24 protein-coding genes are annotated in these 26,224 nt (G+C 65.9%); 15 read left to right on the top strand and 9 right to left on the bottom strand.

From position 1 onward, the window contains the following. Window positions 1-39: 39 nt before the first annotated feature. The 3 genes from FHS47_RS15240 to hemC all read left to right on the top strand — a co-directional run bounded on the left by FHS47_RS15240 (window position 40) and on the right by hemC (window position 2,772). Entirely contained in the window at window positions 40-1,095 is a 1,056-nt protein-coding gene (locus tag FHS47_RS15240; RefSeq protein WP_167029709.1) for a histidine kinase, read from the top strand. Next, on the top strand, window positions 1,073-1,783 hold the full coding sequence (locus FHS47_RS15235; RefSeq protein ID WP_167029706.1) for a LytTR family DNA-binding domain-containing protein: 711 nt from the start codon (window positions 1,073-1,075) through the stop codon (window positions 1,781-1,783). The genes FHS47_RS15240 and FHS47_RS15235 overlap by 23 nt, the downstream gene beginning before the upstream one ends. 68 nt (window positions 1,784-1,851) lie before the next feature. Continuing rightward, on the top strand, window positions 1,852-2,772 hold the full coding sequence (gene hemC / locus FHS47_RS15230) for a hydroxymethylbilane synthase (RefSeq protein ID WP_167029703.1): 921 nt from the start codon (window positions 1,852-1,854) through the stop codon (window positions 2,770-2,772). 103 nt (window positions 2,773-2,875) lie between these two features. Here hemC and FHS47_RS15225 read toward each other — a convergent pair whose 3' ends face one another. Both FHS47_RS15225 and FHS47_RS15220 read right to left on the bottom strand, forming a co-directional pair. Further along, a complete protein-coding gene (locus FHS47_RS15225) occupies window positions 2,876-3,748 on the bottom strand; it encodes a DUF481 domain-containing protein (RefSeq protein ID WP_167029700.1) in 873 nt (290 codons plus the stop codon). A 28-nt stretch (window positions 3,749-3,776) separates the two neighbouring features. After that, the gene (locus FHS47_RS15220) at window positions 3,777-4,709 is read right to left on the bottom strand and encodes a hypothetical protein (protein WP_167029697.1); all 933 of its coding nucleotides are present in this window, start codon (window positions 4,707-4,709) and stop codon (window positions 3,777-3,779) included. A gap of 192 nt (window positions 4,710-4,901) precedes the next feature. Here FHS47_RS15220 and FHS47_RS15215 point away from each other — a divergent pair, with 192 nt between their 5' ends. Together FHS47_RS15215 and FHS47_RS15210 are read left to right on the top strand one after the other, a co-directional pair. Beyond that, the gene (locus tag FHS47_RS15215) at window positions 4,902-5,891 is read left to right on the top strand and encodes a YafY family protein (RefSeq protein WP_167029695.1); all 990 of its coding nucleotides are present in this window, start codon (window positions 4,902-4,904) and stop codon (window positions 5,889-5,891) included. A 61-nt stretch (window positions 5,892-5,952) separates the two neighbouring features. Then, window positions 5,953-6,846, top strand: a complete 894-nt coding sequence (locus FHS47_RS15210) for a patatin-like phospholipase family protein (protein WP_167030261.1) — start codon at window positions 5,953-5,955, stop codon at window positions 6,844-6,846. 138 nt (window positions 6,847-6,984) lie between these two features. Here the strand turns inward: FHS47_RS15210 and FHS47_RS15205 are convergent, their stop codons facing one another. The 5 genes from FHS47_RS15205 to FHS47_RS15185 form a co-directional block, all read right to left on the bottom strand. Beyond that, complete coding sequence (locus tag FHS47_RS15205; protein WP_167029692.1) at window positions 6,985-7,701, bottom strand: glycosyltransferase; 717 nt, start codon at window positions 7,699-7,701, stop codon at window positions 6,985-6,987. Window positions 7,702-7,879: 178 nt separating this feature from the next. Next, entirely contained in the window at window positions 7,880-8,614 is a 735-nt protein-coding gene (locus FHS47_RS15200; protein ID WP_167029689.1) for a DUF3379 family protein, read from the bottom strand. Further along, window positions 8,611-9,144, bottom strand: coding sequence for a sigma-70 family RNA polymerase sigma factor (locus FHS47_RS15195; protein WP_167029686.1), 534 nt, complete (start codon window positions 9,142-9,144; stop codon window positions 8,611-8,613). The genes FHS47_RS15200 and FHS47_RS15195 overlap by 4 nt, the downstream gene beginning before the upstream one ends. A gap of 29 nt (window positions 9,145-9,173) precedes the next feature. Beyond that, window positions 9,174-10,046, bottom strand: a complete 873-nt coding sequence (locus FHS47_RS15190) for a ParB/RepB/Spo0J family partition protein (RefSeq protein WP_167029683.1) — start codon at window positions 10,044-10,046, stop codon at window positions 9,174-9,176. A 15-nt stretch (window positions 10,047-10,061) separates the two neighbouring features. Further along, window positions 10,062-10,916: a ParA family protein gene (locus tag FHS47_RS15185; RefSeq protein ID WP_208382047.1), complete on the bottom strand. Its 855-nt coding sequence runs from the start codon at window positions 10,914-10,916 to the stop codon at window positions 10,062-10,064. Between the two features lie 260 nt (window positions 10,917-11,176). Between FHS47_RS15185 and FHS47_RS15180 the strand changes: the two genes are divergently transcribed. Then, window positions 11,177-12,496 carry an ABC transporter permease gene (locus tag FHS47_RS15180; RefSeq protein WP_167029680.1) on the top strand — a complete coding sequence of 440 codons (1,320 nt, stop codon included), beginning with the start codon at window positions 11,177-11,179 and terminating at the stop codon, window positions 12,494-12,496. Between the two features lie 10 nt (window positions 12,497-12,506). Next, entirely contained in the window at window positions 12,507-13,766 is a 1,260-nt protein-coding gene (locus FHS47_RS15175; RefSeq protein ID WP_167029677.1) for an ABC transporter permease, read from the top strand. A gap of 31 nt (window positions 13,767-13,797) precedes the next feature. Here the strand turns inward: FHS47_RS15175 and rsmG are convergent, their stop codons facing one another. Then, on the bottom strand, window positions 13,798-14,427 hold the full coding sequence (gene rsmG, locus FHS47_RS15170) for a 16S rRNA (guanine(527)-N(7))-methyltransferase RsmG (RefSeq protein WP_167029674.1): 630 nt from the start codon (window positions 14,425-14,427) through the stop codon (window positions 13,798-13,800). Between the two features lie 100 nt (window positions 14,428-14,527). Between rsmG and FHS47_RS15165 the strand changes: the two genes are divergently transcribed. Further along, on the top strand, window positions 14,528-15,523 hold the full coding sequence (locus FHS47_RS15165) for a restriction endonuclease (protein ID WP_167029671.1): 996 nt from the start codon (window positions 14,528-14,530) through the stop codon (window positions 15,521-15,523). A gap of 51 nt (window positions 15,524-15,574) precedes the next feature. Here FHS47_RS15165 and FHS47_RS15160 read toward each other — a convergent pair whose 3' ends face one another. Next, the gene (locus FHS47_RS15160; protein ID WP_167029668.1) at window positions 15,575-16,009 is read right to left on the bottom strand and encodes a hypothetical protein; all 435 of its coding nucleotides are present in this window, start codon (window positions 16,007-16,009) and stop codon (window positions 15,575-15,577) included. Between the two features lie 245 nt (window positions 16,010-16,254). Here FHS47_RS15160 and FHS47_RS15155 point away from each other — a divergent pair, with 245 nt between their 5' ends. The 7 genes from FHS47_RS15155 (at window position 16,255) to FHS47_RS15125 (ending at window position 26,191) form a co-directional block, all read left to right on the top strand. After that, the gene (locus FHS47_RS15155; protein ID WP_167029665.1) at window positions 16,255-16,524 is read left to right on the top strand and encodes a hypothetical protein; all 270 of its coding nucleotides are present in this window, start codon (window positions 16,255-16,257) and stop codon (window positions 16,522-16,524) included. Further along, window positions 16,524-16,784, top strand: a complete 261-nt coding sequence (locus tag FHS47_RS15150; protein WP_167029662.1) for a hypothetical protein — start codon at window positions 16,524-16,526, stop codon at window positions 16,782-16,784. The genes FHS47_RS15155 and FHS47_RS15150 overlap by 1 nt, the downstream gene beginning before the upstream one ends. Window positions 16,785-16,786: 2 nt before the next feature. After that, a complete protein-coding gene (locus FHS47_RS15145; RefSeq protein ID WP_208382046.1) occupies window positions 16,787-18,385 on the top strand; it encodes a PepSY-associated TM helix domain-containing protein in 1,599 nt (532 codons plus the stop codon). 293 nt (window positions 18,386-18,678) lie between these two features. Then, window positions 18,679-19,701: a LacI family DNA-binding transcriptional regulator gene (locus tag FHS47_RS15140; protein WP_167029658.1), complete on the top strand. Its 1,023-nt coding sequence runs from the start codon at window positions 18,679-18,681 to the stop codon at window positions 19,699-19,701. A gap of 244 nt (window positions 19,702-19,945) precedes the next feature. Beyond that, the gene (locus tag FHS47_RS15135; RefSeq protein WP_208382045.1) at window positions 19,946-22,966 is read left to right on the top strand and encodes a TonB-dependent receptor; all 3,021 of its coding nucleotides are present in this window, start codon (window positions 19,946-19,948) and stop codon (window positions 22,964-22,966) included. Between the two features lie 103 nt (window positions 22,967-23,069). Beyond that, window positions 23,070-24,590, top strand: coding sequence for a tryptophan halogenase family protein (locus FHS47_RS15130; protein ID WP_208382044.1), 1,521 nt, complete (start codon window positions 23,070-23,072; stop codon window positions 24,588-24,590). Window positions 24,591-24,709: 119 nt separating this feature from the next. Beyond that, window positions 24,710-26,191 (top strand): glucoamylase family protein, encoded by a 1,482-nt coding sequence (locus tag FHS47_RS15125; RefSeq protein WP_167029649.1) that lies wholly within the window; start codon window positions 24,710-24,712, stop codon window positions 26,189-26,191. Window positions 26,192-26,224: the final 33 nt, after the last annotated feature.

The raw sequence follows: 26,224 nt of genomic DNA, 5'->3' as shown, positions 1-26,224 counted from the left end.
ATCAGCTGTGCACGATCCGGCTTCCGGCATACTCCGCGCATGTCCGCGGAACTTCGCCATCCACGCCAGCCATCGGCACCGCTGCCGGATTTCTGCAGCCTGCCCGTGCTGTTCGCCTTGCTGGTGGTCGGCGCGCTCACGGTCACGCTGATGTGGCTGGCGCCGGGCAATGACGGCGACCTGCGTGATTACAGCATCGCGGTGCTGTTCACCAGCTGGTTGTCGGTGCTCCTTACCGTGGCGCTGTGCAAGCTGCGCCCCTGGATGCAGCGCCTGCCGGGGCTATGGCCGTATGCGGCGGTGTGGCTGCTCCTGGTGACCACGGTTGGGGCAAGCGCGGCCACGCTCGGCTGGATCGACCACAACCTGGCCGCGGGCCTGAGCCCGGCCTCGCGCTTCGGCTTCGTGCGCGACTGCATGCTTGCCACGGGCCTGCTCGGCGCCGGCCTGCTTCGCTACTTCTACGTAGTGGCGCAGTGGCAGGTGCGGGTGGCCGCCGCCGCGCAGGCGCAGGTGGCGGCCTTGCAGGCACGGATACGGCCGCACTTCCTCTTCAACAGCATGAATGCCGTGGCCGCACTCATCCGCGTCGATCCGGACGCCGCCGAGCGCACCGTGGAGAACCTCTCCGAGTTGTTCCGCGCCGCGCTCGGCAGCGACCAGACGTCCCTTGGCACGCTGGGTGAGGAATGGGCGCTGGTGGACCGTTACCTGGACATCGAGGCGCTGCGGCTCGGCGACCGCCTGCGTGTGGAGCGCGACATCGATGTGCCGGCGGATCTTCCCTTGCCGCGCCTGCTGCTCCAGCCGCTGGTGGAGAACGCCATCCGGCACGGCGTGCAGCCGTTGCGCGAGGGGGGCAGCATCCGCCTGGGCGGCCGGCGCGTACCGGGAGGCGTGGAGATCGTGGTGGAAAACCCCGTCGCGGACGCACCGGCCACGCCCGGCAATGGACACGGGTTGCGCAATGTGCGCGAGCGCGTGCGCTTCCATTTCGGCGAGCGGGCCACCGTGGACGCGAGTGTGCGCGAGGGACGTTTCGTGGTGACCGTTTTCTTGCCGGAGGCTGCACGTGCGCGTACTGATCGCCGATGACGAGCCGTTGGCGCGCGTGCGCCTGCGCGGACTGCTGGCGCGGCGTTCCGACGTTACCGTCGTGGGCGAGGTCGGCGATGGCGAGGCCATGCTCGAAGCGTGCGCCGAACTGAAACCGGATCTCGTGCTGCTCGACGTCGAGATGCCGGGACTCACGGGTACGGCGGCGGCTCGCCGGCTCGGCGCGCTGGTGGAACGGCCGCAGGTGGTGTTCTGCACCGCCTACGAACAACACGCGTTGAGCGCCTTCGATCTCGGCGCCACGGATTACCTGCTCAAACCGGTGCGAGCCGAGCGGCTGGACGAGGCACTCGACCGTGCGCTCGCGCGGCTGGCACCGCCGCAGAACACGGAGCGCGTCGCGTGGCTTCGCGCACGCAGCGGCACCGACGAAGTGCGCGTGGCACTTGCCGACGTGCTCTACCTCCTGGCCGACGAGAAATACGTGGCCGTGCACCATGCGGGCGGCATGTGGCTGATCGACGAATCCCTGCGTCAGCTCGAAGCCGCGCACGGCGAGCGCCTGGTCCGCCTGCACCGCAACTGCCTGGTGCCCCGGGAACGCCTGCAAGGCCTGAAGACACTGCCCGATGGCCGCGTGCTCGCGCGGCTGGCCGGCACGGACGTCGCGCCTGAGGTGAGCCGGCGTAACCTTCCAGCCGTGCGGCAACTGCTGCGGACGGCGTGAGGCGCTGCGCGCGCCGCTCGTTTGCGGGACAATTCCGCCTTCGTCCGCTTCGCTCCGGCTGGAAAGCAATGACCGCACCGCTCCGCATCGCCACCCGCAAAAGCGCGCTCGCCCTCTGGCAAGCGGAGCACGTGGCCGCCCTGCTACGCCAGGCCCATCCCGGGCTGCCGGTGGAGCTGGTTCCGCTGTCCACGCGCGGCGACGAGATCCTCGACCGCTCGCTGGCGACGATCGGCGGCAAGGGCTTGTTCCTCAAGGAACTCGAGGTCGCCATGCTGGAGGATCGCGCGGACATCGCGGTGCATTCGCTGAAGGACGTGCCGGCGGAACTCGAACCGGGGTTCGTGCTGTCGGCCATTCTGCCCCGCGCCGATGCGGCGGATGCCTTCATCAGCAACGACTACGCGACGCTGGCCGAGCTGCCCAACGGTGCCCGCGTCGGTACGTCCTCGCTGCGCCGGCAGGCCCAGTTGCGGGCACTGCGCCCCGACCTGCAATTGCTCGACCTCCGCGGCAACGTGAACACGCGGCTGGCCAAGCTCGACGAAGGCCACTACGAGGCCATCATCCTTGCCTGCGCGGGTGTCGATCGCCTTGGTTTGAGCGGACGTATCCGCCACCGGCTGGCCAGCCCGGACTGGCTGCCCGCACCGGGGCAGGGAGCCATCGCGGTCGAGTCGCGCGAAGGCGACCTCCGCGTGGCCGACCTCATGGCTGCCTTGACCGATGCGGAAACGCAGATGGCCGTGGCGGCCGAGCGGGCCATGAACGAAAAGCTCGGCGGCAGCTGTGCGGTGGCGATCGGTGCGTGGTGCGTGGTGGCGGAATACGGGCTGACGCTGCACGGCATGGTGGGCAACGCGGCAACCGGCGAACTGCTGCGCGCCCAGGCCGACGCCACGGGCGACACGCCAGTGGCACTGGGTCACGAAGTGGCCGCGATGTTGCTGGCGCAGGGGGCCGAGGAGTTCCTGAAGCCGCAGCGCTGAGAGCTTTGTGTGGGAGCCGCTTCAGCGGCGATGGGTGCTCGCGGCAAGCATGCCCGCTGCCGCGGGATCGCCGCTGAAGCGGCTCCCACAAATACGGCTGTCGTTAGAAGTTATAGACCAGGTTCGTCGTCGTCAGCTTGTCGGTGCTCTGCGTGCCGGGCTGCGTGTCGCTGTTGTAGCGGATCTGGTAGCCGACCTTCAGCGCCATTTTCTTCGTCATGCTGACGGAAAGACCGATGTCGTTCTGGTAGTACTGGTTCTTCGAGCCCGCTTCCACCAGCAGCGTGTCTTCCAGCGCCGTGTTGTCGGTAAGGCGGTACTTTGCGTTGACCAGGCCGCGGCCGACCACTTCGCTTTCGGCATCGGGCTTGTACGTTTCCGACACCGCGTTGCCATTGGCGTCGAAGATGGGCGTGCCGTCGGGATTCAAGGCGGCGCGTTCCGATTTCGCCGGCTGGTAGCGCTTGAAACCGGGGCCGATTTCGAAGGACAGCTCGGCACGCTCGTTCTTCAGCGCGATGTAGCCGTAGCCCACCGAGATGATGCCCTGCCACAGGTTGGCGCCGAAGTCGTCGTGCTCATAGCGTGCAGCGGTAACGATGTAGCTGCGCGGGTCGAACTTGTAGCCCACGGACGCGCCGGTGTCATAACGGTTGGCGGTGGTGCTAAACTTGTCCACGGTGTTGCCTTCGCCGTCCTCGACCGATACCTCGCCCTTGGAACGCAGGCCGTTGAGGAAGAAGTTGTTCTTCCAGACCTCGTTTTCCTGGCTCAGACCGAGCTTGGCGTTGGCGTTCTCGGACCGCGAATTGCCGCGCGAGGAGGCGAAACCGAACTCGCCGGAGCCGGTCCAGCCGCCGTTCTGCGCGGCGTCCGACGAATTGGCGTTGGCCGTGGTGTTGGCGTTGGCGTCCTGGGCCGATGCCGTGAAAGGCAGAGCGGCGAGGACGAGCGTGGCGATAAGGAGATTTTTCATCGTCTACCCGGAAGTGGAAGGGAAATCGTCATGCCTGGCCCGCGACGAGCCGTCCATATGCGCGACCGTAAAGCCTCTGCTCGAGGCATTGACCGACAACACAGCTTAACGCGGCCAGACCGGCGGCCACGGCCTGGGCCGAGCCGCCTGGATGGGAAATGAGGAGCAAGCTGGGGAGGCCCACCGACAGCATGGCGACCGCGACGCGCCCGGCAAGGAGGGCCATCGCTCCGCGGCCCCCCGCCAGATGCCCGCTCATGCCCCGGTCCTGCGCCAGCTGCCGCAGCGCCCGCCAGCGCATGCCCTCGACGATGCCGAGCGCCAGCGCCACGGCGAGCAGGGCCAGCCGCCAGGGATTGAACGGCTCCATGGGGGTGTCCGTCTGCAACGCCACGCACAGCCAGAACCACAGCCCCCCGGCGAATAGCGCCCAGGTGGCGCGGCCAAGGGGCAGCGTATTCGCGACCGACGCCATCGCAACGGACAGGCCACGGGACAGGCCGCGAGCGGTGTGGATCAGGGTGGCGAGGCTGCACAGCATGAGCGCCGCGCCGGCGAGGCGGGTCGCCCAGAAGTCGTTCCCGCCGCGGGCCAGTCCCGCCAGGGCCAGCATCGGAAGGAAGTTCACCATCGCGACCATGCCTTCGACGGTGGGCATCATCCGCTTGGCCGGATTCCATCCGTGCCAGTCGGCGGCGAACGGCAGGCGCAGCCACGTGGCCACGAGGCCGGATGCCACAAAGACCAGGCCGATGCTGAGGGGCACGAGGACTTCGCCGCGGCCGTCGGGGTAGGTGCCGAGCGCAAGCGCGGTACCGAGCACCATCCACAGGCCGTAGCCGGTCGCGGTGGCCGTCTGGACGACCACGCTCGGGATGGAAAAAAGGTCGTGGGCAGCCCCCGCGCCGTCGGCCGGACCATGGTCCATGACGACGGAAGGGGTATCGTTCGGTTCCGCCATGGTCGGGGAAGGCCTTCGGCGAATCGCAAAGCACCATTTTTGCGCCTTACGACGCCGGGCGCAAACCTGGGGATCCTCCCTGGGACCCTCCCTTGCGGAGCGGCCCTGCCGCCGCCATGCTTCGGGCCGTAGATACGGGCGTCACGCCCACGCGGACACACTCAACCGAAGCTCCATCTGCCGGCGACACCCATGGACCGCTACGAGCGCATTCTCACCCTGCACCGCCTGCTGAAGTCCGCCCATTATCCGGTGCCGCTGTCCCGCCTGATGGACGAACTGGAATGTTCGCGGGCCACGCTGTACCGCGACGTGGCATTCCTGCGCGACGCGCTCGGCGCGCCGGTGCAGAGCGTCGCCGGCGAACAGGCCTCGTTCCGCTACGAAGCGGGCGAAGGCGACAGTTTCGAACTGCCCGGCCTGTGGCTGACCAGCGACGAGCTGGCCGCGCTGATGGCCCTCAACGAATTGATCGGGCGCTCCGATCCGGGCGTGCTCGCCGGCGCGCTCGCGCCGTTCAAAGCGCGCATCGAACGCCTGCTGTCCGACCACGGCAGCGGCAAGGCCCTGCCCGTCGACCGCATCCGGGTCATTTCCTGGGGCGCTCGCAAGATGGACCAGCAGGTGTTCCGCATCGTCGCGGGCGCCGTGCTCGAACGCCGTCAGCTCAGCTTTCGCTACCGCGCGCGCACCACGAATTCCGACACCAAGCGCACGGTGTCGCCGCAGCGGCTTACGCACTACCGCGACAACTGGTACCTGGACGTCTGGGACCACGACCGCGAGGCACTGCGCAGCTTCGCGGTGGATCGCATCGCCGATCCCACGGCGCTGGACGCAAAGGCGAAGGACGTCGAGGAAGCGGAGCTCAACGATCTCCTGGCCTCCAGCTACGGCATCTTTGCCGGCAAACCGAAAGCCTGGGCCACCATCCGTTTCTCGTCGCACGCCGCGCGCTGGGTCGCCGACGAGCACTGGCATTCGCAGCAGAAGGGCGAGTGGCTTCCCGATGGCCGTTACGAGCTGAAGGTGCCCTATTCGAACTCGCGCGAACTGCTGATGGACGTCTTGAAGTACGGGCCCGATGCGGAAATCGTCTCGCCGTTGCCGCTGCGCGAGGAAATGAAGATCCTCCTGCAGCTCGCGCTGTCGGGCTACCAGGCCAACGGCAATCACCACTGAAGGCTGGTTCGTGAGCGACTTCGACATCGCCGATCCGGGCGCGCTTCCCATCGCGAACGCGATGTCGCGCAAGCCCCGCATTGCCCTCGCGCTGGGTGCCGGCGCGGCAAAGGGGCTGGCCCACATCGGCGCGATCGAGGCCCTCGAAGAGCACGGCTATGAAGTCGTGGCCGTGGCAGGCACCTCGATGGGCGCGCTCATCGGCGGCATCTACGCCATGGGCAAGCTCGACATCTACCGCGATTGGGTGTCCACGCTGGCCCGCTTCGACGTGCTGCGGCTGGTGGACTGGAGCTTCTCCGGTGGCGGCTTCATCAAGGGCGACCGGATCATGGCCGCTCTGCGCGAGCTGATCGGCGAAGTGAACATCGAGGAACTGGAACTCGCCTACACCGCGGTGGCCACCGACATCGACAGGGAACGCGAGGTCTGGCTCACGCGCGGACCCTTGTTCGACGCCATTCGCGCGTCCATCGCCATTCCCACCCTGTTCCGGCCTTACACGCATGAAGGCCGGCGGCTCGTCGACGGCGCCCTCCTGAATCCGCTCCCGGTGTTGCCGCTGATGCGCGAAGACGCCGATTACGTGGTGGCCGTGAGCGTGGACGGTGCCGCCGAAATGCAGAAGCCGCCGGAAAAGGACGTCGCCGCCGTGGCCGACACGGGCTATGCCGCGAAGCTGGGCCGCCTTATCGGCCGGGTGCTGCCGCAGGGGGAGCAGAAGATCCGCGATCCCGGCGCATTCGAGTTGATGACGCAGTCGATGGACCTCATGCAGGCCAATCTCTCGCGCCTCCGCCTCGCCGCCTACCCGCCCGACCTGCTGATCGAGATCCCCCGCAACGTCTCCACGGTGTACGAGTTCTACCGCGCGCGCGAACTCATCGAACTGGGGCGCGAGAGAACGACGCAGGCCCTGGAGGCGTGGAAGCCCAGGCTGCGGGCGTCACGCTAACGAGACGACCAGGCTTCTCTGTGGGAGCCGCTTCAGCGGCGATGGGTGCTCGCGGCAAGAGTGCCCGCTGCCGCGGGATCGCCGGCACAGCCGGCTCCCACACAGAGCAGCCAAGCTCCCACACAATCAGCAGGAGGATCAGACTTCCTCGGTGCGGGTGACCTTCGCGCGGCGCATCAGCCACGCCACGCCGCGCAGATCGGCCAGGCCGACCCAGAGGCGGTCGAGCATGCCGTACTTCGACGTGCCCGCCGTGCGCGGGCGGTGACCCACCGGCACGCTCTGGCTGGCAAAACCCGCACGCTTCACCAGCGCCGGCAGGTAGCGGTGCATGTGGTCGAAGTAGGGCAGGCGCAGGAACGTCTCGCGCTCGAACAGCTTGAGGCCGCAGCCCGTGTCGGGCGTGTCGTCGCGCAACATGCGCGAGCGCACCGCGTTCGCGATCTTCGAGGAAATGCGTTTGTTGAAACTGTCGCGGCGCGTGACGCGCCACCCGGCGAACAGCTTCAGTTCCGATGTGGCGCCTTCGCGCGCGGCCAGCAGCTTCGGAATATCGGCGGGGTCGTTCTGACCGTCGCCGTCCAGTGTGGCGATCCATGGCGCGCGAGCCGCGCGCACGCCATTCCATACCGCGGTGCTCTGACCGCTGCGGGTGATATGGCGGATGATGCGGAGTTCCGGGTACTGCGCGCGGGCCGCCGTGAGCACGGCCACGCTGTCGTCGGTGCTGTCGTCGTCGACGTAGATGATCTCGAAGTCGATCCGTCCGCGCAGGGCCGAGGCGATCTCGGCGAGGAGGGGCGGGATGTTGTCGCGCTCGTTGAAGACGGGCACGACCACGGCGAGTTCGGTCATCGCGGTTCCGGGGGTAGCGGGATTCGGGCCGCATTATCGCCCAAGCGGCCGACGGGGGACACCGGCCTCTGCGACGCCGGCCCTCTGTGGGAGCCGGCTGTGCCGGCGATCCCGCGGCAGCGGGCATGCTTGCCGCGAGCACCCATCGCCGCTGAAGCGGCTCCCACAAGGTGGCAGGCTAGATCTGGCCCACGGTCGGCGCCGCGGGGCCTTCGATGGCGGCGCGCCAGCCGCGCTCCACGGCCGCCATGGTGCTGCGGCTGGCCCCCTGGGCCAGCACCACCAGGGTACCGCCGCTCAAGGGAATCTCGCGGCCGTCCCAGCCGTCGCGATGGAAATCGGCGCCCTTGTCGATCATCTTGCCCGGCATGTACAGCGCCACGACCGGCTCGTCATTCATTCGGGTGACCACGTGCACCGCCGGATAGGGACCTACCATGCAGTCGTGCACATAGGTGACGCCGGCCGGCGCCGGCCCCTTGAGCCGGGTGGCCCGGCCGACGAAGCCGGCTTCCACCTGCGCATCGGTAATTGCCTGGGTGAGGTTCAGCGCGCCCATCTCTTCGGGCATGTGCGCCACGGCCAGCGCGGGCAGCGACCGGAGATCGGCCTGACGCCAGAAGAGGCCGGCGCCGGTGAAGGCGATGAGCAGCGAGGCGGCCAGCGCCATGAAGGCACGGCGGCGCCCCACCTGCCGCCGGCGCTCGCCGGTGGCCTGGGCAAGCAGGATGCGATCGGCGAGGCCTTCGGGCACGGGCACTGCCAGCGCGGCTTCGAGGTCGTCCTCGAAACGCTGGGCACGCTGCCAGAAGGCGGCGCAGCCTTCCTTGCAGGCGTCGCGGTGGGCGAGCAGTTCGGGATCGCGCGAGCGCGGCTCGGCGCCGATGCGGCGGCGGAAGTCGAGGCAGTTCATTTCCGGCCCCCCTCGGCCGAGGCGCGCCCGCCGAGCAGGGCCTTCAGGCGCTGGCGGGCACGGAACAACTGGGTCATCACGGCACCGGGCTGCTGCCCGGTGCTCTCGGCGATTTCCTCGCACGTCATGCCGCCCAGCACCTGCATGGCGAGGGGATCGCGATACTTGTCGGGCAGCTTCAGCATCGCCTCGCGCACCTGCGCGGCGTCGCCGCTGCGCTCGGGGCTGGCAAAGGCGGCGTCCTCGGCCACGTTGTCGTCAAGGTCCACCAGGTCGAGCCGTTTGCGCTCGTACAGGCGGGCGTGTTCGCGGCGGAGGATGGTAATGAGCCAGGGCTTGGCCGCATCCACCTCGCGCAGGGCGTCCAGGTTCTTCCACGCGCGCAGGAAGGTCTCCTGGACCAGGTCCTGGGCGACGGCTTCGGAGCGCGACAACCAGAAGGCGTACCGGTAGAGGTCGGCCGACAGGGCGCGCACCATGGCTTCGTACTGGCGCTGCTTCGGATTCACACCCTCTTTGACCGGCGCCATGGCGTTTCTCTTACAGGCGATGCCGCGCTTCAGCGGACCTTGCTGAGAATGCCGTCCAGCTCGTCGAGGCTGTGGTAATGGATCACCAGCTTGCCTTTGCCGCCGCGGCCGTGCGCCACTTCGACCCGCGTGGCGAACCGTTCGGCCAGTTCGCGCTCGAGGTTGGCGATGTTCGGGTCCATCGGGGCGGACTTCGCCTTGCCCTTGGGCGCCAGCTGGGCCTTGCGCGCGGCTTCTTCCAGCTCGCGCACCGTCCAGCCGTTGCGCGCGGCCTCGAGCGCCAGCGGTTCGGCGACTGTCGAAGGCAGCGTGAGCAGTGCGCGGGCGTGGCCCATTTCCAGCTTGGCCTCGTCGAGCAACTGCTTGATGGACTGCGGAAGCTCCATCAGGCGAAGGAGGTTGGACACCGCCGCGCGCGAGCGGCCGACGGCATCGGCGGCCTGCTGGTGGGTCAGGTCGAACTCGTCGATGAGGCGCTGCAGCGCCTGGGCTTCTTCCAGCGGCGTCAACTCCTGGCGCTGGATGTTCTCGATGAGCGCCATGGCGAGCACCGACTGCTCGGGCACGTCTTTCACCAGCGCCGGAATGTCGCTCATCGACGCGCGCTGCGCGGCGCGCCAGCGGCGCTCGCCGGCAATCAGCTCATAGCTGTTCTTGCCGATGGCGCGGACCACCACCGGCTGGATCAGGCCCTGGGCCTTGATCGAGGCAGCCAGTTCGTCCAATGCCTCGTCGTTCCAGTGGCGACGCGGCTGGTACTTGCCGGCCTGGATCTGGTGGATCGGCAGCGTGCGCAGCTCGCCCTCCTGTTCGATGACCGAGGGTGTGGCCGCGGGACCCGCACCGCCGCCGAGCAAGGCGTCGAGGCCACGGCCAAGTCCACGTTTCTTCGCTGCTGCCATGGGTACGGATGCTCCTTAAAAGGTCGTCGGGGCGGCGCCTGGGGCCGCCTGTGCTGCGTCGCCGGGATCGGTCGCGTCCGCCGTTTCGGTGCCGCTGCCGCCGCTCATCGCCCGCTCGCGCCGGATGATCTCGCCGGCCAGACCGATGTAGGCGATGGCGCCGCGCGAACCGCGGTCGTAGAGGTGGATCGGCTGTCCGTGGCTAGGCGCCTCGGCCAGGCGCACGTTGCGCGGAATGATCGAACGCAGCACCTTCTCGCCGAAATGCTGGGTCAGCTGGGCCGAGACCTCGTTGCCGAGGTTATTGCGCACGTCGTACATGGTGCGGAGCAGGCCTTCCACTTCCAACTGCGGGTTCAAGCGCTGGCGCACGGCCTCGATGGTGTCGAGCAGGCTCGACAGGCCTTCCAGCGCGAAGTATTCGCATTGGACGGGAATCAGCACCCCGTCGGCTGCCGTCAGTGCGTTCAGCGTGAGCAGGTGCAGCGAAGGGGGACAGTCGATCAGGATGGTGTCGTAGCGGTCGGCCACCTTCGCCAGCTGTTCCTTCAGGCGCTGCTCGCGGGCCAGGCCGTCCATCAGCTTGAGTTCCGCGGCGGTGAGGTCGCCGTTGCCCGGCAGGAGGTCGAACCCCGCTTCCGTCCGCACCAGCACGTCGGCGATCTGGGCTTCGTCGAGCAGCACCTCGCAGCCATTCGGCTTGGCTTCGTGCTTGTCCACGCCGGATGCCATGGTGGCATTGCCTTGGGGATCGAAGTCGACGAGCAGCACCTTCCGCTTCGCGGCGGCCAGGGCCGCGGCAAGGTTCACGGAGGTGGTGGTCTTGCCGACGCCGCCCTTCTGGTTGGCGACTGCGATGATGCGGGCCATGGGGTATCGGTAGCTGCCGTGCGCTGAAAGGGCGTTAGGTTAGCATCGACCGGGCGCCTCGCCCTAGGCAAATGCCCGCCGCGGCGCTCGCGGCGAGGTAGCGGATGTCCGGCCATCGTCCGCCCGTGGTGTCCGCGGACAACCCCTTCGCTGGGGTCAGAGGCCCGACGGTGCTCCGGCAGGGACTTTCCCGGCCCGGCGCGCATGGCACGACACTTGCTCCGCAGCTTGGCCGGACACGTGTCCGCAAGGGGACAATCATGCTTGGTTACTACGTTGAACTGGCCTTGCGCAGTCTGAAGCGCAGTCGCGGACTGACGGCACTCATGGTTCTGGCGATCGGCTTCGGGGTGGCCGCATCCATGACCACCTACTCCGTGTTCCGCGCGGTGTCGGGCGACCCGATTCCCTGGAAATCGTCGCGGCTGTTCGTTCCGCAGCTCGATGCGTGGGGGCCGAGCACCCTACGTAACCGCGACAACGAACCGGTGGACGCGCTGACCTACACCGATGCCATGGCGTTCATGCGCGACCACCGGGCAAAGCTGCAATCGGCGATCTACGTCATCTATCCCTCGATCGTGCCGTCGCGGCCCGGCGAACATCCGTTCAATATCGGCGGTCACGCGGTGTATGCCGAGTTCTTCCCCATGGTGGAAGCGCCGTTCAAGTTCGGCGGCGCCTGGAGCGACGACGACGATCGGCAACGCTCCGCCGTGGCAGTGATCGGCAGCAAGTTGAACCAGAAGCTGTTCGGCGGCGAGAACAGTGTGGGCAGGTCGATCGACGTCGACGGCAAGAACTATCGCGTGGTCGGCGTGCTGGACAACTGGAACCCGCAGCCCCGCTTCTACGACATACAGAACACCGGTGGATTCTCCGTTGCGCCCGACGAGCTGTTCCTGCCCTTCACGCGCGCCATCGAATCGGGCGTGGCGAATGACGGCAACACCAACTGCGCCAAGCCTCCGAAAGAGCCCGGCTTCGTCGGGTTGCAACGCTCGTCCTGCGTATGGGTGGGCTACATGGCGGAGCTGGACGACGCCGCGGCCGTCACCTCGTACCGGAGTTATCTCGAGAACTATGCGCGCGAGCAGCAGAAAGCGGGGCGGTTCAATTGGGCGCCGAACTACCGCCTGCGCGATATTCCCGCCTGGTTGGACAGCCAGCAGGTAGTGCCGTCGGACACCAAGGTGTCGCTGCTGGTGGCGCTCGGCCTGCTGGTCGTGTGTCTGGTCAACACCTCCGGCCTCTTGCTGGCGAAGTTCCTGCGCCGAAGCGGAGAGATCGTGGTGCGGCGCGCCTTGGGCGCCGCACGCTTCGCCATCTACGCCCAGTTCCTCACCGAGGCCGGACTGATCGGACTGGCCGGTGGAGTGCTCGGCCTCGTGCTTACCGGCGTGGGTACGCTGGGCATGGGGCTGGTGCTGCCGAAAGATATCGCCGAACTGGCGACGGTGGACCTTCCGTTGTTGTTGATGACACTCGCGATGGCCGTCGCTTCCACCCTGGTGGCGGGCATCTACCCGACGTTCCGTGCCGCGCGCCTGCAACCGGCCTTGCAGCTGAAGTCGAACTGAGGACAAGGACATGACTCTTCATCCCATACTCGCGGCGCTGCGCAAACACAAGGCGGGCGTCACGCTGATCGCATTGCAGATCGCCTTGACCCTGGCCATCGTCTGCAATGCCCTTTTCATCATCGGCCAGCGGTTCGCCAGCATCAACCAGCCCACCGGTCTGGAGGAAAACGATCTGGTGCTGGTGTCGCAGCAATGGGTCGGCGCGCCCAACGCCGATCTGCCCGAAGGCGTCGAAAAGCTGGACGCCATGTTTAAAGAGGATCTGGCAGCCCTGCGAAACATGCCGGACGTGCAAGCCGTGACGTCCACCAATTCGTTGCCGCTGTTTACCTCGTCGCGGGCCGGTTCCGTCGGTATCAACCCTGGCGACGGTTCGTACGACGGCACCAGCCCGGGCACGACGCGCACCAGCTATTTCTTCTTCGACGAGCAGGGAATCGCCGCGCTCGGACTGAAACTGGTAGCCGGGCGCTACTTCGACGCCGGCGAAGTGCAACATTACTCCCTGCGCGAGGATCGCCCGCCGGCAGTGATCGTGATCACCAAGGCCATCGCGGAGAAGCTGTTTCCGGGCAAGGACGCGGTGGGGCAGGTCCTGTACGTCGACGGCACCGCCACGCCGTCGAGGGTGATCGGCGTCGTCGACCGCCTGCAGGGCGCCGTGTGGGCAAAGACGTTCGCATGGAATGTCGTGGTGATACCCGCGCGCCAGAACGGCAACTTCTCCCGTTATGCCGTGCGCGCAAAGCCGGGACGGAGGGATGCCGTCATGAAGGCCATACCGTCATTGCTCTATGGCATCAATCCCATGCGAGTGCTCGACGAGCAAACGGCGGTGATGTCGTTCGAACAGATCCGCAACAATGCCTATCGGGGAGACGTGGGTATGGCCATCCTGATGGGATCGGTGTCCATCATCCTGATCGGTGTGACCGCCGCAGGCATTGTGGGCCTCACCAGTTTCTGGGTGGGCCAGCGGCGCAAGCAGATCGGTATCCGGCGCGCCTTGGGTGCAAGGAAGGTCGACATCCTGCGTTACTTCCAGCTGGAGAACTTCGCCATCGCGAGCGGAGGCGCCACGGCAGGCATCGTACTGGCGGTGGCCCTCAACTTCTGGCTCATGCGGGACTTCGGGATGGACCGCATTCCCGTGCCGTGGGTAATGCTGGGCGTGGCGACGGTACTCCTCCTGGGCCAGTTCGCCGTTTTCGTACCGGCGCGGCGCGCCTCGACCGTGCCGCCGGTTGTTGCGACACGGACTATCTGAGGCCGAGCGCCGGCGAGGTCAGCGGGCACGATCAAGCGCGGCGGATGACCACCAAGTGCCGCTCGCCTTCCACGTCCGGCACGGTGAGGGCGTGGATCGCTTCCACACGGAAACCTTCCGGCACGCCGTCCAGTTCCTCGGCCGGGTGTCTGCCCTTCATGGCCAGCCAAACGCCGTTGGGCGCCAGCAGGTGACCGCCCCAGCCGAGCATGTCCGCAAGCGAGGCGAAGGCCCGCGCGGTAACGCATTCGAAGGTGCCTTCCACTTCTTCCACGCGGCTTTGCAGGGCCCGGGCGTTTCCGAGCTTCAGCGAGCGAATGGCCTCGCGCAGGAAGCGGACCTTCTTGCCGTTGGAATCCACCATGAGCACTTCGCGCGCGGGTTCGGCGATAGCGAGCGGAATACCGGGAAGCCCCGGCCCCGTGCCGAGGTCGGCCAGGGAGCGTCCGTGCACGTAAGGAAGGATGGCGAGCGAATCCAGGAGGTGCCGGGCGACCATCTCGCGGTCGTCGCGGATCGCGGTGAGGTTGTAGGCCGAGTTCCAACGCTCGAGCAGTTCGCGATAGTCGAGCAGGCGCTCCACCGCGCCGTCGGGCAGCGACGTACCGAGGGTGGCGATGCCACGTTCGAGCTGGGTTTGCAGGGCTTCGCGCGTGGTCATGCGGCTAGCGTGGCGTCGGGCAAGGGTGAGAAGTATGAAAGCCCGGGCGCCGCGCCGCCAGCCTGGCGTATCATCGGGCCGCACTCGACAAGGAACGACGATGGGTCGCTGGAAGAAGCCGCCGGGACGCGAACTGACCGGAAAGCACTACGACGACGAACTTGCCCGGATCCATTGGCGCGAGTTCGAACGGGTCATGGGGCGCTGGTACACCTTGCAGGGATACGAGGTGGAAGAGCGCGGCACCCAATCGGGCACGCGCCTCACGGATGGCGGCGTGGATCTTGTCCTCAAAGGCCGCGGCGAAAAGGTGCTCGTGCAGTGCAAGCACGAGAAAGTCCTGCAGGTCCCCCACAACGCGGCGATGCAGCTGCGTGGCCTGATCCACGCGGAGGAGGCGGATCGCGCCATCCTCGTCACCACCGGTGAATTCACACCGGAAGCGCTAAGGAAGGCGGCCAAGGCCGGACGCCTGGAGCTGATCGACGGCGAAGCCGTGCGACGGATGCTGGGGGCGGAACTGCCACGGCTGAGGGACGCGACCTGGGTCAGGCCCGCGGCGCCGGAGCCGGAGCCGGAAGCATGGGGCCGCCTCGTGCCGCCAATCGATCATGTCGCCCGCGCGACCGAGCCCGCCCGGCACGTCGTGTCGCGTCCCATGTCGTCAAAGCTGGCGGCGTACACGCTGCTCGCTGTCGTCGTCGTGTCGACGGTCGTCGCGACGATGGGCGTTCGGCTGTGGGGCAGGTCGCCACCCTCGCCGCCGGCCATCGCCGACCCCACCATGACCAAGCCCGTCGCTGCCGCACCGGCAACGAAGCCTGCAGAAAAGCGGCCGACCGAACGCAAACCCCTCCGGCACGTCGCTTCGACAACCAGACCGAAGGCGAAAGTAGCGGCACCCGAATCGGCACCGGCCACAGCCGAGGTCATCTATAAATCCGCAGACATGAGCGATGCGGAATTCGAGGCTTGGAAGCTACGCAAGGCGCGGCGCGAGGGAATGGCGAGTCAGGACGAAGCGGAAGCGGTGCCCACGGGCCCGGCCACGCCGGCGCAGACCATGCAGGTCATCCTGCGAACCAACCGGCATTGAAATGACGCCATTGGCAATTCAGCCAATGGCGTTGTCCGAGGGTCGAACGAATCAGGCGGCGTCGAGTTCGACGCGGGTGACGAGCATGCCGCGGGCGCGGAGCGACCCGTTCACGGCGTGCTTGAGCTGCGTGCCCACGGCGCGGCGGTCGGCCGCGTGGGCGGTGGCCGCGTCGCGCAAGGCGGCGACGACGTTGGTGCGGATCAGTTCGGGCGCCTCGTCGATGACCTCGTCGGCCACTTCGGGCTCCAGCACCTGCCAGTACACGGTGCCGCCCTCGAAGCGCAGCACCTGACCGCCTAGATCGATCTTGTGCGCCACCCGGTCGATGACGGGGAGCACGACATGGGTGCCGGCGGTAAGGAGAGCAGGAGCGCGACCCAGGCGGCGGACCGAGTAGACCTGACCCTCAGGGATGCGCCGGACCGAGATCGCCGCGAGGGCGAAGGCAACGAAAGTCGTGGCAATGAGGGCGGTGGTCAACATGGCTGCTACATCAACGGGTTATCGGCTTTTCCTGTCGCATCGCGCAACGAGATGTTGCAGGGCGATGAATCGATGGGGTGTTAATTCTAATTTAACGGCATGGGTTAACGCAAGTTTTACCCGGTACCGTTATTCAGTTAACGGCCGGGTTGGTCACGACTTGAGCAGTGCCCGGCGCCTCCGGTTTGACCGGTCGACGCCAAATGATAATAATTATCAATCAGTACATCACCCGGCCTATGCCCATGGATATCCTCGGCTGCGTGGCGGCCTTCGCCGCCATGGCTCTCGCCTACCTTTCCTCGCGCAATCAGCGGCTCCTGACGCGAGCGCTCGGCCGTCCGGCAAGGTTCGCCGCCGGGGCATGCGCCGCTCTGGCGCTGGCCCTGTGGATCGCCGGCGAGACCTCGCTTCCCGGGATCTTCGCAACCCTGACCGCCCTGATGCTCGGCGCGGTAGCCCTGCCGTACGTCACCTGGTTCTTCCGACCGGCCGCCGAACGGAAGCCGCGCTGATGCTCGCCAAGACGTTCGCCGGGGTGCTGCTCGGCCTGCCGCTGTCCATGGCCCTGATGTCGCTCGCCATCTGGCTCTGGCCGCACAGCGAATCGGTGGTGATTCCGATGCTCGTCCTCTTCTTCCCCGTGTGGATCGGCATCATGGCCGCGACCTTCCTCTTCCGCAGTGGCCCCCGCGCATGGGCATGGCTCGCGGCGGCCAACGCCGGCGCGTATGCCGCGCTCTTCCTCGCCAAGCACACGTTGCCCGGGCTCTGACGATGAAAGCTTCCACGATCCGCACCTTCACCACGGTGCATACCTGGACCGGCCTCCTCGCTGGATTCGCTCTTTTCATCGCGTTCTATGCGGGCGCGTTGACCATGTTCCATGAAGAGATCGACGCCTGGGCGCTTCCGCAGGCGACGATGGCCCGCGCGGACACGATGGATCGCGCGCACGCCATGCTCGACGACATCGTGGCGAAGCATCCCGCCGCGCGCGAGCAGGTGGGCGTGACCTTTCCCGCGGACCATCCGTCGCACGAGGTGGCCGCGTACTGGATGGAGAAGGACGGCTCGTGGAAGACGCAGTCGCTGGACGAGGCGGCGTCGCGGGACTCCGACGACCATGAGCATGGCCTTGCGGACTTCATCTACGAACTGCATTACGACCTCGGCATTCCCGTCGTCGGCATCTACCTCATGGGCGTCGTCAGCATCATCTACGGACTGGCGCTACTGACCGGCCTGCTGATCCACCTGCCCAACCTCGTGCGCGAACTGTTCGCGCTACGCCCAGGGCACAACCTGAAGCGCCTGTGGCAGGACGCGCACAACGTCATCGGCATCCTCAGCCTGCCGTTCCACATCGTTTTCGCCATCACCGGTGCGCTGCTGTGCCTGACGCTGGTAACCCTTGTCGCATTCAACACGGTGGCGTTCGACGGCAAGCTCATGGGCGCCTTCGAGCGGATGACAAGTTCCCTTCCCGAAACGAAGGACAAGGGCGGAAGCGCGGTGATGCTCTCGCCTGCCGAGCTGGGCGCGCGCGCGCGGCAGGCGGCACTCGCGGCAGGCGCCGCGACATTCGATCCCGACTACATGCGCTACGTGCATTACGGCCGGCAAGGCGCCACGGCGGAAGTGCGCGGCACGTCGAAGAAGACGCTTGGGGAATACGGTTCGGTGTCGCTCGATGCCGTGGACGGACGCGTGTTGAACATGCAACTGAGCGGCGTTCGCGATGCGAACCACGCCACGTACTCGGCCATCTTCGGACTGCACTTCGGCACCTTCGGCAACTTCTCCCTGCGCTGGCTCTACTTCCTCCTGGGCCTGGCCGGCGCCTTCCTCTTCTATTCGGGCAACCTGCTGTACATCGAAACCCGGCGCAAGCGCCGGCAGGCCGACCAGCCGTTGAAGGTGCGCGCCATGGCCACGGCCACCGTGGGCGTCTGCATCGGCGCGTGCTTCGCGATTTCGATGACCTTCCTCGGCAACCTGCTGCTGCCGCTGTGGGGCGCATCGCCCACGGCGATCGTGCAACCGGTCTGCTTCGCCAGCTTCGCCGCCGCGATCCTCTGGACCTTCTGGCGACGGCCGGCCAGGGCCGCCGTGGAACTGCTGTGGGCCACGGCGGCCGTGAGCATCGCTATCGGGCTGCTCGATGTGGTGATCCATGGCGATCGCATGGTGCGCACGGTTGGCGAAGGCGATTACGCGGCGCTGGGTGTCGATCTGGTCGCCATTGCCATGGGCGTGGGCTTCGCGTGCCTTGGCGTCGCCACCCGCAAGCGAGCGGTGGAAGGTGACCCTTGCAGCGTGTGGTCATCGCGGCGCACGCAAAAGTCGGCCGTGCCTGAGCTACAGGAGGCCTGAGAAGTTTCCCGGATGTAACGCGCGTTACGTAATTCTATGCATGACAGGTATTTAGCTGGGTGAACGTTTCGTGTGCGTGAGCTGCGGCGGCGCAGCAATTTGCCGAATACCACTCATTCGCCTGATAAAACACGAATTTTTAACTCCACCCGCATAGTGGTATTGCTACGGCCCGACGATCTTGCGGCAGCGCAGCAACCGGTTGTTTTTGCACGCTTTACAAGCCCGTGTGAAAACGTTTACGTTCCGCGCCGTCGAGCCCCGGGAGGGGTTGGCTCAAGGGCGAGAACCACGTGAGTGTGACGATCAAAGACGTCGCGAGGATGGCCAACGTATCGGTGGCCTCGGTCTCGCGCGCGCTGAATGGACACGGCGGCGTGACCGCGGAAACGCAGAAGCGCATCCGCGAGGTGGCCGCGCGCCTCCGCTACGTGCCGCACAACGCGGCGCGCAGCCTGATCACCCGCCGCACCCAGACCATCGGCGCCCTCCTGCCCGACCTGCACGGCGCGTTCTTCTCCGAGCTGATCCGAGGCATCGACCTCGCGGCCCGCGCCCGTGGCCTGTACATGCTGGTGTCCAGTTCGCACGGCGACGCCACCGAGGCCGCCATCGCGCTCCGCGCCATGCAAGGACGGGTGGATGGACTGCTGGTGATGTCACCGCATGCGGACGAGGCTTTCCTCGACGAGAACCTACCGATCGTGCTGCCCACGGTGCTGATCAACAGCCATGTGCGCTCCGATCGTCACGCGGCGCTCGATGTCGACGACTACGGCGGCGCTCGCGCCATGACCGAACACCTGCTTGGCCTGGGCCGCAAGCGCATCGCGTTCATCGCGGGCCCTGAGGTGAACCACGACGTGCAGGAGCGCTGCCGCGGTTATCGCGAAGCGCTGGCCGCCGCGGGGCTGGCCGATCGCGCCATCGTGCTTCCCGGCGATTTCACCGAGGAGTCCGGCTACCACGCCGGCAAGCAGGCGCTGGCCATGGTGCCGCGTCCCGATGCGATCTTCGCGGCCAACGACATGATGGCCATCGGCTGTCTGTCCGCCTTGTCGGAAGCCAAGGTACGCACACCCGAGGACATCGCCGTAGCCGGCTTCGACGACATCCCCATGGCGCGCTATGTCACGCCTCCGCTTTCCACTGTCCGTGTGCGCATCGCCGAATTGGGCGAAGCCGCACTGGAACGCCTCGTTCGCATGATCGAGGCGCCCGACGATGCCGCGCCCGAACCGCGCACCGTCGTCGGCACCGAACTCGTCGTACGCGCCTCCTGCGGCGGTAACGACGCTGTACGACGACGAGCCTGATCGCTCGTCTGATTCGCGGCTGGCCGGGCCCTGGAAGGATTCTGCAGGACGGCGTCTTCACAGGACATCCGCTTTACCGGCTGCGCCGCCCGCAGGGGAGGACGCGGCACACGGGGAAGAACGTTTGCATAAGAGTGGCCAGACCACCGCGTCGCGACGAAAGTCGACCACCGTGTTTCGCGCTACGGCCGGGATAAGAAAACACACACGGAACATTTGGGAGAGGGGAACAATGAAAGCCTCGATGCAGTTGAAGAAAAAGATTCTCACGAGCGTCATCACCGCGTCGGTCGCCGCCGCGGCGATGACGCCTTCGGCGTTCGCGCAGTCGGCCATCGCCACCCTGCGCGGCAAGACCACACCCGGCGCCACGGTTACCGCGTTCAATCCGCAGACCGGCCTGAGCCGCAAGGCCACCGCCGGCGCCGACGGCACCTACGTGATCAACGGCCTGCCCCCGGCCACCTACCAGGTGGACGCGGGTCCGGGCACGCAGCAGAACGTGACCCTGACGGTCGCTTCGACCGCGACGCTTAACCTGACGGCACCGGCCACGGCGGCACCGGCAGACGCCAGCGCCGCCACCGCGATGGAAGGCGTTACCGTCAGCGCGACCACGCTGAACGAAGTGCGCACGCCGGAAGTGGCGAAGACCATCTCGCTGCACCAGATCCAGACCATTCCGCAGGTGTCGCGCAACTTCCTCGAGTTCGCCGATACCGTGCCGGGTATGGTGTTCAGCGTGGACGAGAAGGGCCACACGTCCCTCCGTGGCGGTGCCCAGAACAACAGCTCGGTGAACGTCTTCATCGACGGCGTGGGCCAGAAGAGCTACGTGAAGGAAGGCGGCGTGTCCGGCCAGGTGAACAGCCAGGGCAACCCGTTCCCGCAGCTGGCCATCGGTGAATACAAGGTCATCACCTCCAACTACAAGGCCGAGTACGACCAGGTGTCGTCGGCGGCCATCACGGCCGAGACGAAGTCGGGTACGAACGAATTCCACGGCGAGACGTTCTACACCTATACCTCGGACAAGTACCGCAGCCGCACGCCCGCCGAAGAAGATTCGACCAAGGCGCGCTCCTTCGAGAAGGAATACGGCTTCGCGCTCGGCGGTCCGATCATCAAGGACCAGATGCACTTCTTCGTGACCTTCGAGCAGAAGAAGTTCGACACGCCGATTACCGTGACCCCGGGCTCGGACGTTCCCGCCAATGCGATCGGCCTTCTCCCGGCCGCCGCCCAGGCCGAACTCGGACCGGCCAACCTGCCCTTCGACGAAAAGCTGTACTTCGGCAAGATCGATTGGGAGCTCACCGACCGCGACCGCATCGAGCTCAGCACGCAGGTGCGTCGCGAAACGCAGGCCGACAACATCGGTGCCGGCCAGTCGTATTCGCAGTCGATCGTGACGGAAAACCACGATACGCGCGGCACCTTCCGCTGGCAGCACAGCGGTGAGTGGTTCTTCAACGAGTTCAAGGCGTCGTATGAGAACTCGTCGAACGATCCGCTGCCGATCAACTACGGTAATGGCTACAACTACACGTGGCGTCCGAACAACGACGCGCCGATCATCGGCATTGGCGCAGCATCACCGCTTGCCACGCAGATCAAGGGCCAGGAAGGTCCGATGATCTCGGACGATTTCACTTTCAATGACCTGACCTGGCACGGCGACCATGTCGTCAAGGTGGGTTACAAGTACAAGGAAGTGACGCTGCACGCTCAGGACGCGCAGGACACCAATCCGCAGTTCTTCTATAACGTCACGCCGGACGGAGGCACGAATGCGCTGCCCTACAAGGCGCAGTTCTCGAACCCGGTGCCGGGCCTGAACCCGATCTCGGAAACGAACAGCAAGCAGTACGGCGCCTATATCCAGGACGATTGGTCGGTGAACGACCACCTCACCCTGAACCTCGGCATCCGTTGGGACAAGGAAAAGACGCCTTCGTACCTGGACTATGTCACGCCGCAGAACGTGATCGACGGCTTCAACTCGCTCGACGAGAATGCCCAGGCACAGTTCCCCGGACAGACCTACGCGCAGACGCTGGCGAAGGGTGGCATCAATTACCGCGACTACATCAGCACGGGTAACAATCGCCACGCGCAGAACCAGTGGGCGCCGCGCCTCGGCTTCTCGTACGACCTGTTTGCCGACGAAGCGCACGTGATCCACGGTGGTGCCGGCCGCTCCTACGATCGCAACCTCTACGACTACCTCCAACTGGAGCAGACCAAGTCGGCGCTGCCGTACCAGGAAATCCTGTTCAACATTCCCGGTCGTCCCTGCACGGTGGGTCCCAACACGAACTGCGTGAACTGGGACCCGGCGTACCTCAACGGCCTCGAGAACCTGCAGGCCCTGGTCACCGGTACGAACAAGGGCCAGGAAGTCGACATGCTGAACAACGATCTGAAGGCTCCGTATTCGGACCAGTTCAGCATCGGCATGGCGAACAAGCTGGGCGACTGGAACACGGATGCCACGATCACGCGCGTGCTGTCGTACGACGGCTTCGCGTTCACCCTCGGCAACCGCTATCCGGATGGCTCCTTCTTCCAGGGCGGTTCGCAGCCCTGGGGCAACGGCATCCCGGGCTTCGGCTCGATGATCATCGGCAACAACGGCATTCGTACGCGCACCACGCAAGTGCTGTTGTCGGCCGACAAGCCGTATACGCGTGAATCCGGTTGGAGCGCCAACTTCGCGTACACCTATACCCGCGCGAAACAGAACCGCGACATCGGCGAGCACTACTCGTTCGACGAGCCGACGATCTTCGATTATCCGTTCATTACGTCGAATGCCGCGTCCAAGCACCGCTTCGTGGCGACCGGTTCGATCGACGGCCCGTGGGGCTTCAGCTTCTCCGCGAAGCTGACGCTGGCGACGCCGTTGCCCTGGAATGGCAACTACGGTTATGGCGCCACCTTCCCGGATGGTTCTCAGAACATCCCGAGCGCTTACACCCCGCCGGGCTCCAAGTTCCTCGTCGGTGGCAAGATCTGGGGCTATCGCGACCTCGACATCCAGGCCACGAAAGACTTCCCGATCGGCGAAGGCGACATGACGAAGTTCTACATCCGCTTCGACATCCTCAACGTCTTCAACTGGAAGAACTTCAACGACTACACCACGAACTTCGGATCGAACGGCATTCCGAGCAATGCCAGCAATCCGGTCGTGTTCAACAAGACCGGCAACATCCAGTTCGTGCCGCGCACCGCACGCTTCACAGCTGGCTTCAAGTTCTAAGCGCTTCACCGGCGCATCCGGCTCGCATGGCCGGATGCGCCGTCATTGGCGCCCGCGAGTCTCCCCGCGGGCGCACTTCTTTTTTCTCTTGCGTGCGACGGTCATGACCTACGGCATCACCCATATCGTCGTTGTCGGTGGCGGTACCGCCGGCTGGATGGCGGCATCCGCGCTCGCACGCGTCCTCGGGAAGCAAGTCACCGTCCGGCTGGTCGAATCCGACGAGATCGGCATCGTCGGCGTGGGCGAGGCCACCGTTCCGCACATCAAGCTGTTCAACAACCTGCTCGGGTTGAACGAGGCCGAATTCGTCGCGCGCACGCAAGGCACGTTCAAGCTCGGCATCCAGTTCAGGGACTGGGGCAGTCTGGGCAGTTCCTACATCCATGGATTCGGCACGATCGGCCACGACGTGGGCCTGACGCCGTTCCATCAGTATTGGTTGAAAGGGCGGCTCGCGGGTTTCGCGGCCGACCTGGACGAGTATTCCGTGAATACCGTGGCGGCGGCGCGCGGCAAGTTCATGCCGGCGCCCGTCGACGTACCCGCGAGCAATCCGCTCGGCGGCATCGGCTATGCCTACCACTTCGACGCCGCGCTGTACGCGCGTTTTCTTCGTGCCTACGGCGAGGCGCGCGGCGTGCGCCGTACCGAGGGCAAGGTTCAGCACGTGGAGCTGCATCCGGAGTCGGGCGATGTCACCGCCGTGGTGCTGTCCGACGGTGAGCGGGTGGAAGGCGATCTCTTCATCGATTGCTCCGGTTTCCGCGGCATCCTCATCGAAGGCGCCCTGAAGACGGGCTACGAAGCCTGGACCCACTGGCTTCCTTGCGACCGCGCGCTGGCCGTACCTTGCGAGCGGGTGGCCACGCCGACGCCCTATACCCGCTCCACCGCCCGCGAGGCGGGATGGCAATGGCGCATTCCGCTGCAGCACCGCACCGGCAATGGGTATGTGTATTCGAGCGCGCACATCGGCGACGACGAGGCCGCCGCGAAGCTGTTGGCAAATCTCGACGGCAAGGCGCTGGACGACCCACGGCCGCTGCGCTTCACGACCGGCCTGCGCAGGAAGGCGTGGAACCGCAACGTCGTGGCGCTCGGTCTGGCCAGCGGCTTCATGGAGCCGTTGGAATCCACCAGCATCCACATGATCCAGATGGGCATCTCGCGCCTATTGCAGCTTTTCCCGGCGGACGGGCGCATGGACCCCGTGCTGGTGGACCGTTACAACGCGCAGACGCGATTCGAGGCGGAGCGCATACGCGACTTCCTCGTCCTGCACTACAACGCCACCACGCGTGACGATTCGCCCTTCTGGAACGATTGCCGCACCATGGCCATTCCGGAATCCTTGCAGTCCTATATCGATCTTTTCCGTCACAGCGGACGCTTCTTCCGCAACGCCGAGGAAATGTTCGGCGTGGTGAGCTGGGTCCAGGTGATGATCGGACAGGGCATCATGCCGCACGGATACGATCCCCTGGTGGACCAGATGCCGGAACAGGACTTGCCGAAGTTCCTCGCCAGCGTGCGCGACGTGGTGTCGAGGAACGTCGACCTGATGCCCACGCACCAGCAGTTCATCGATCGCGAATGCCGGGCGCCGGCGGTAGCGGCTTGATGGCCGCGGCAATTGCCACGCGGCGATTCGGGCCGTATGGTTCCAGAGACCACCAAGGCCCTCCGGGGCCTTTATCCGATCTCTCGATGTAAACGTTTACGCCATCAGGAATCCGCTTCATGCAAGCCAAGACGATCAAGCGCCTTTCCCTCACCCTCGGGCTCGTGCTCGCCTGCGCCGCACCGATGGCAATGGCTCAGAAGGCGGTGGCGACGAAGCCGAAGCCCGCGGCGGCCGGCGTACGCGATGTCCATCCCGTGCCGCCCATGATCGCGGACCTGGAAAAGCGCACGTTCCAGTGGTTCTGGGACAGCGGCAATCCGTCGAACGGGCTGGTGCCGGATCATTACCCGACGAATTCGTTCGCCTCCATCGCATCGGTGGGGTTCGGCCTCACGGCGTATGGCGTTGGCGTCGAGCGCGGCTACATCACGCGCGACCAGGCGGTGGAGCGCACGCTTGCCACGCTGCGTTTCTTCCACGATGCGCCGCAGAACGACTCGGAAGACGACGCCACCGGGTACAAGGGATTCTTCTATCACTTCCTCAACATGGACACCGGCAAGCGGCACGACCGCTGGGTGGAGTTGTCCACTGTGGACACCACGCTGCTGCTGGGTGGCGTGTTGTTCGCGCAAAGCTATTACGACCGCGACGACGCGAAGGAAAAAGAAATCCGCCAACTCGCCGACGACATCTACAAGCGCGTGGACTGGACATGGGCGCAGAACCACAAGCCGCTGATCAGCATGGGCTGGACGCCCGGCGGCAAGTTCATTCCGCATGACTGGGCCGGCTACAACGAAGGCATGCTGGTGTATATCCTGGCCCTTGGCTCGCCCACGCATGCGGTGGGTGACGACGCATGGCCCGCCTGGACGAAAACGTACGACAGGACCTGGGGCGAGTTCCACGGCCAGACCTTCCTGAACTTCGCACCGCTGTTCGGTCACCAGTTCACCCACACCTGGGTGGATTTTCGCGGTATCCGCGACGACTGGAACAAGGCGAAGGGTCTGGATTATTTCGAGAACAGCCGTCGCGCCACGTATTCCCAGCAGGCCTATGCCATCGCCAATCCGGGCGGCTGGAAGGGTTATGGCAAGAACATCTGGGGCCTCAGCGCCAGCAACGGTCCGGGCGGCCTGATCATCAGGCAGGGCGACAAGGAACGCACGTTCTATGGCTATACCGCGCGCGGCGCAGGGCGTGACTATATTTCCGACGACGGTACCATCGTGCCGATGGCCGCCGGCGGCTCCATCGCCTTCGCACCGGAAATCGTCATTCCGGCGCTGGAGGAAATGAAGAAGAAGTACGGCCAGTACATCTATTCGAAGTACGGCTTCGTCGACGCCTTCAACCTGAGCTTCGACACGCGTACCGAATTGCGTACCGGTCGCCTCGTGCCCGGCTTTGGCTGGGCCGACACGGTCCACCTGGGTATCGACCAGGGCCCCATCGTCCTGATGATCGAGAACTATCGCAGCGAGTTCATCTGGAACGTGATGAAGAAGAACCCGTACATTCGGAAGGGCCTGGAGCGGGCCGGCTTCAAGGGCGGCTGGCTCGACGACGAAGTGGCGACCAACCTGTGGTGAAACGTGGCGTCCGCACTGTTTGCCTGAGCGCGG

Source organism: Luteibacter sp. SG786, assembly GCF_011759605.1.
Lineage (GTDB): Bacteria > Pseudomonadota > Gammaproteobacteria > Xanthomonadales > Rhodanobacteraceae > Luteibacter.
This window is presented reverse-complemented; position numbering and strand designations above follow the sequence as displayed.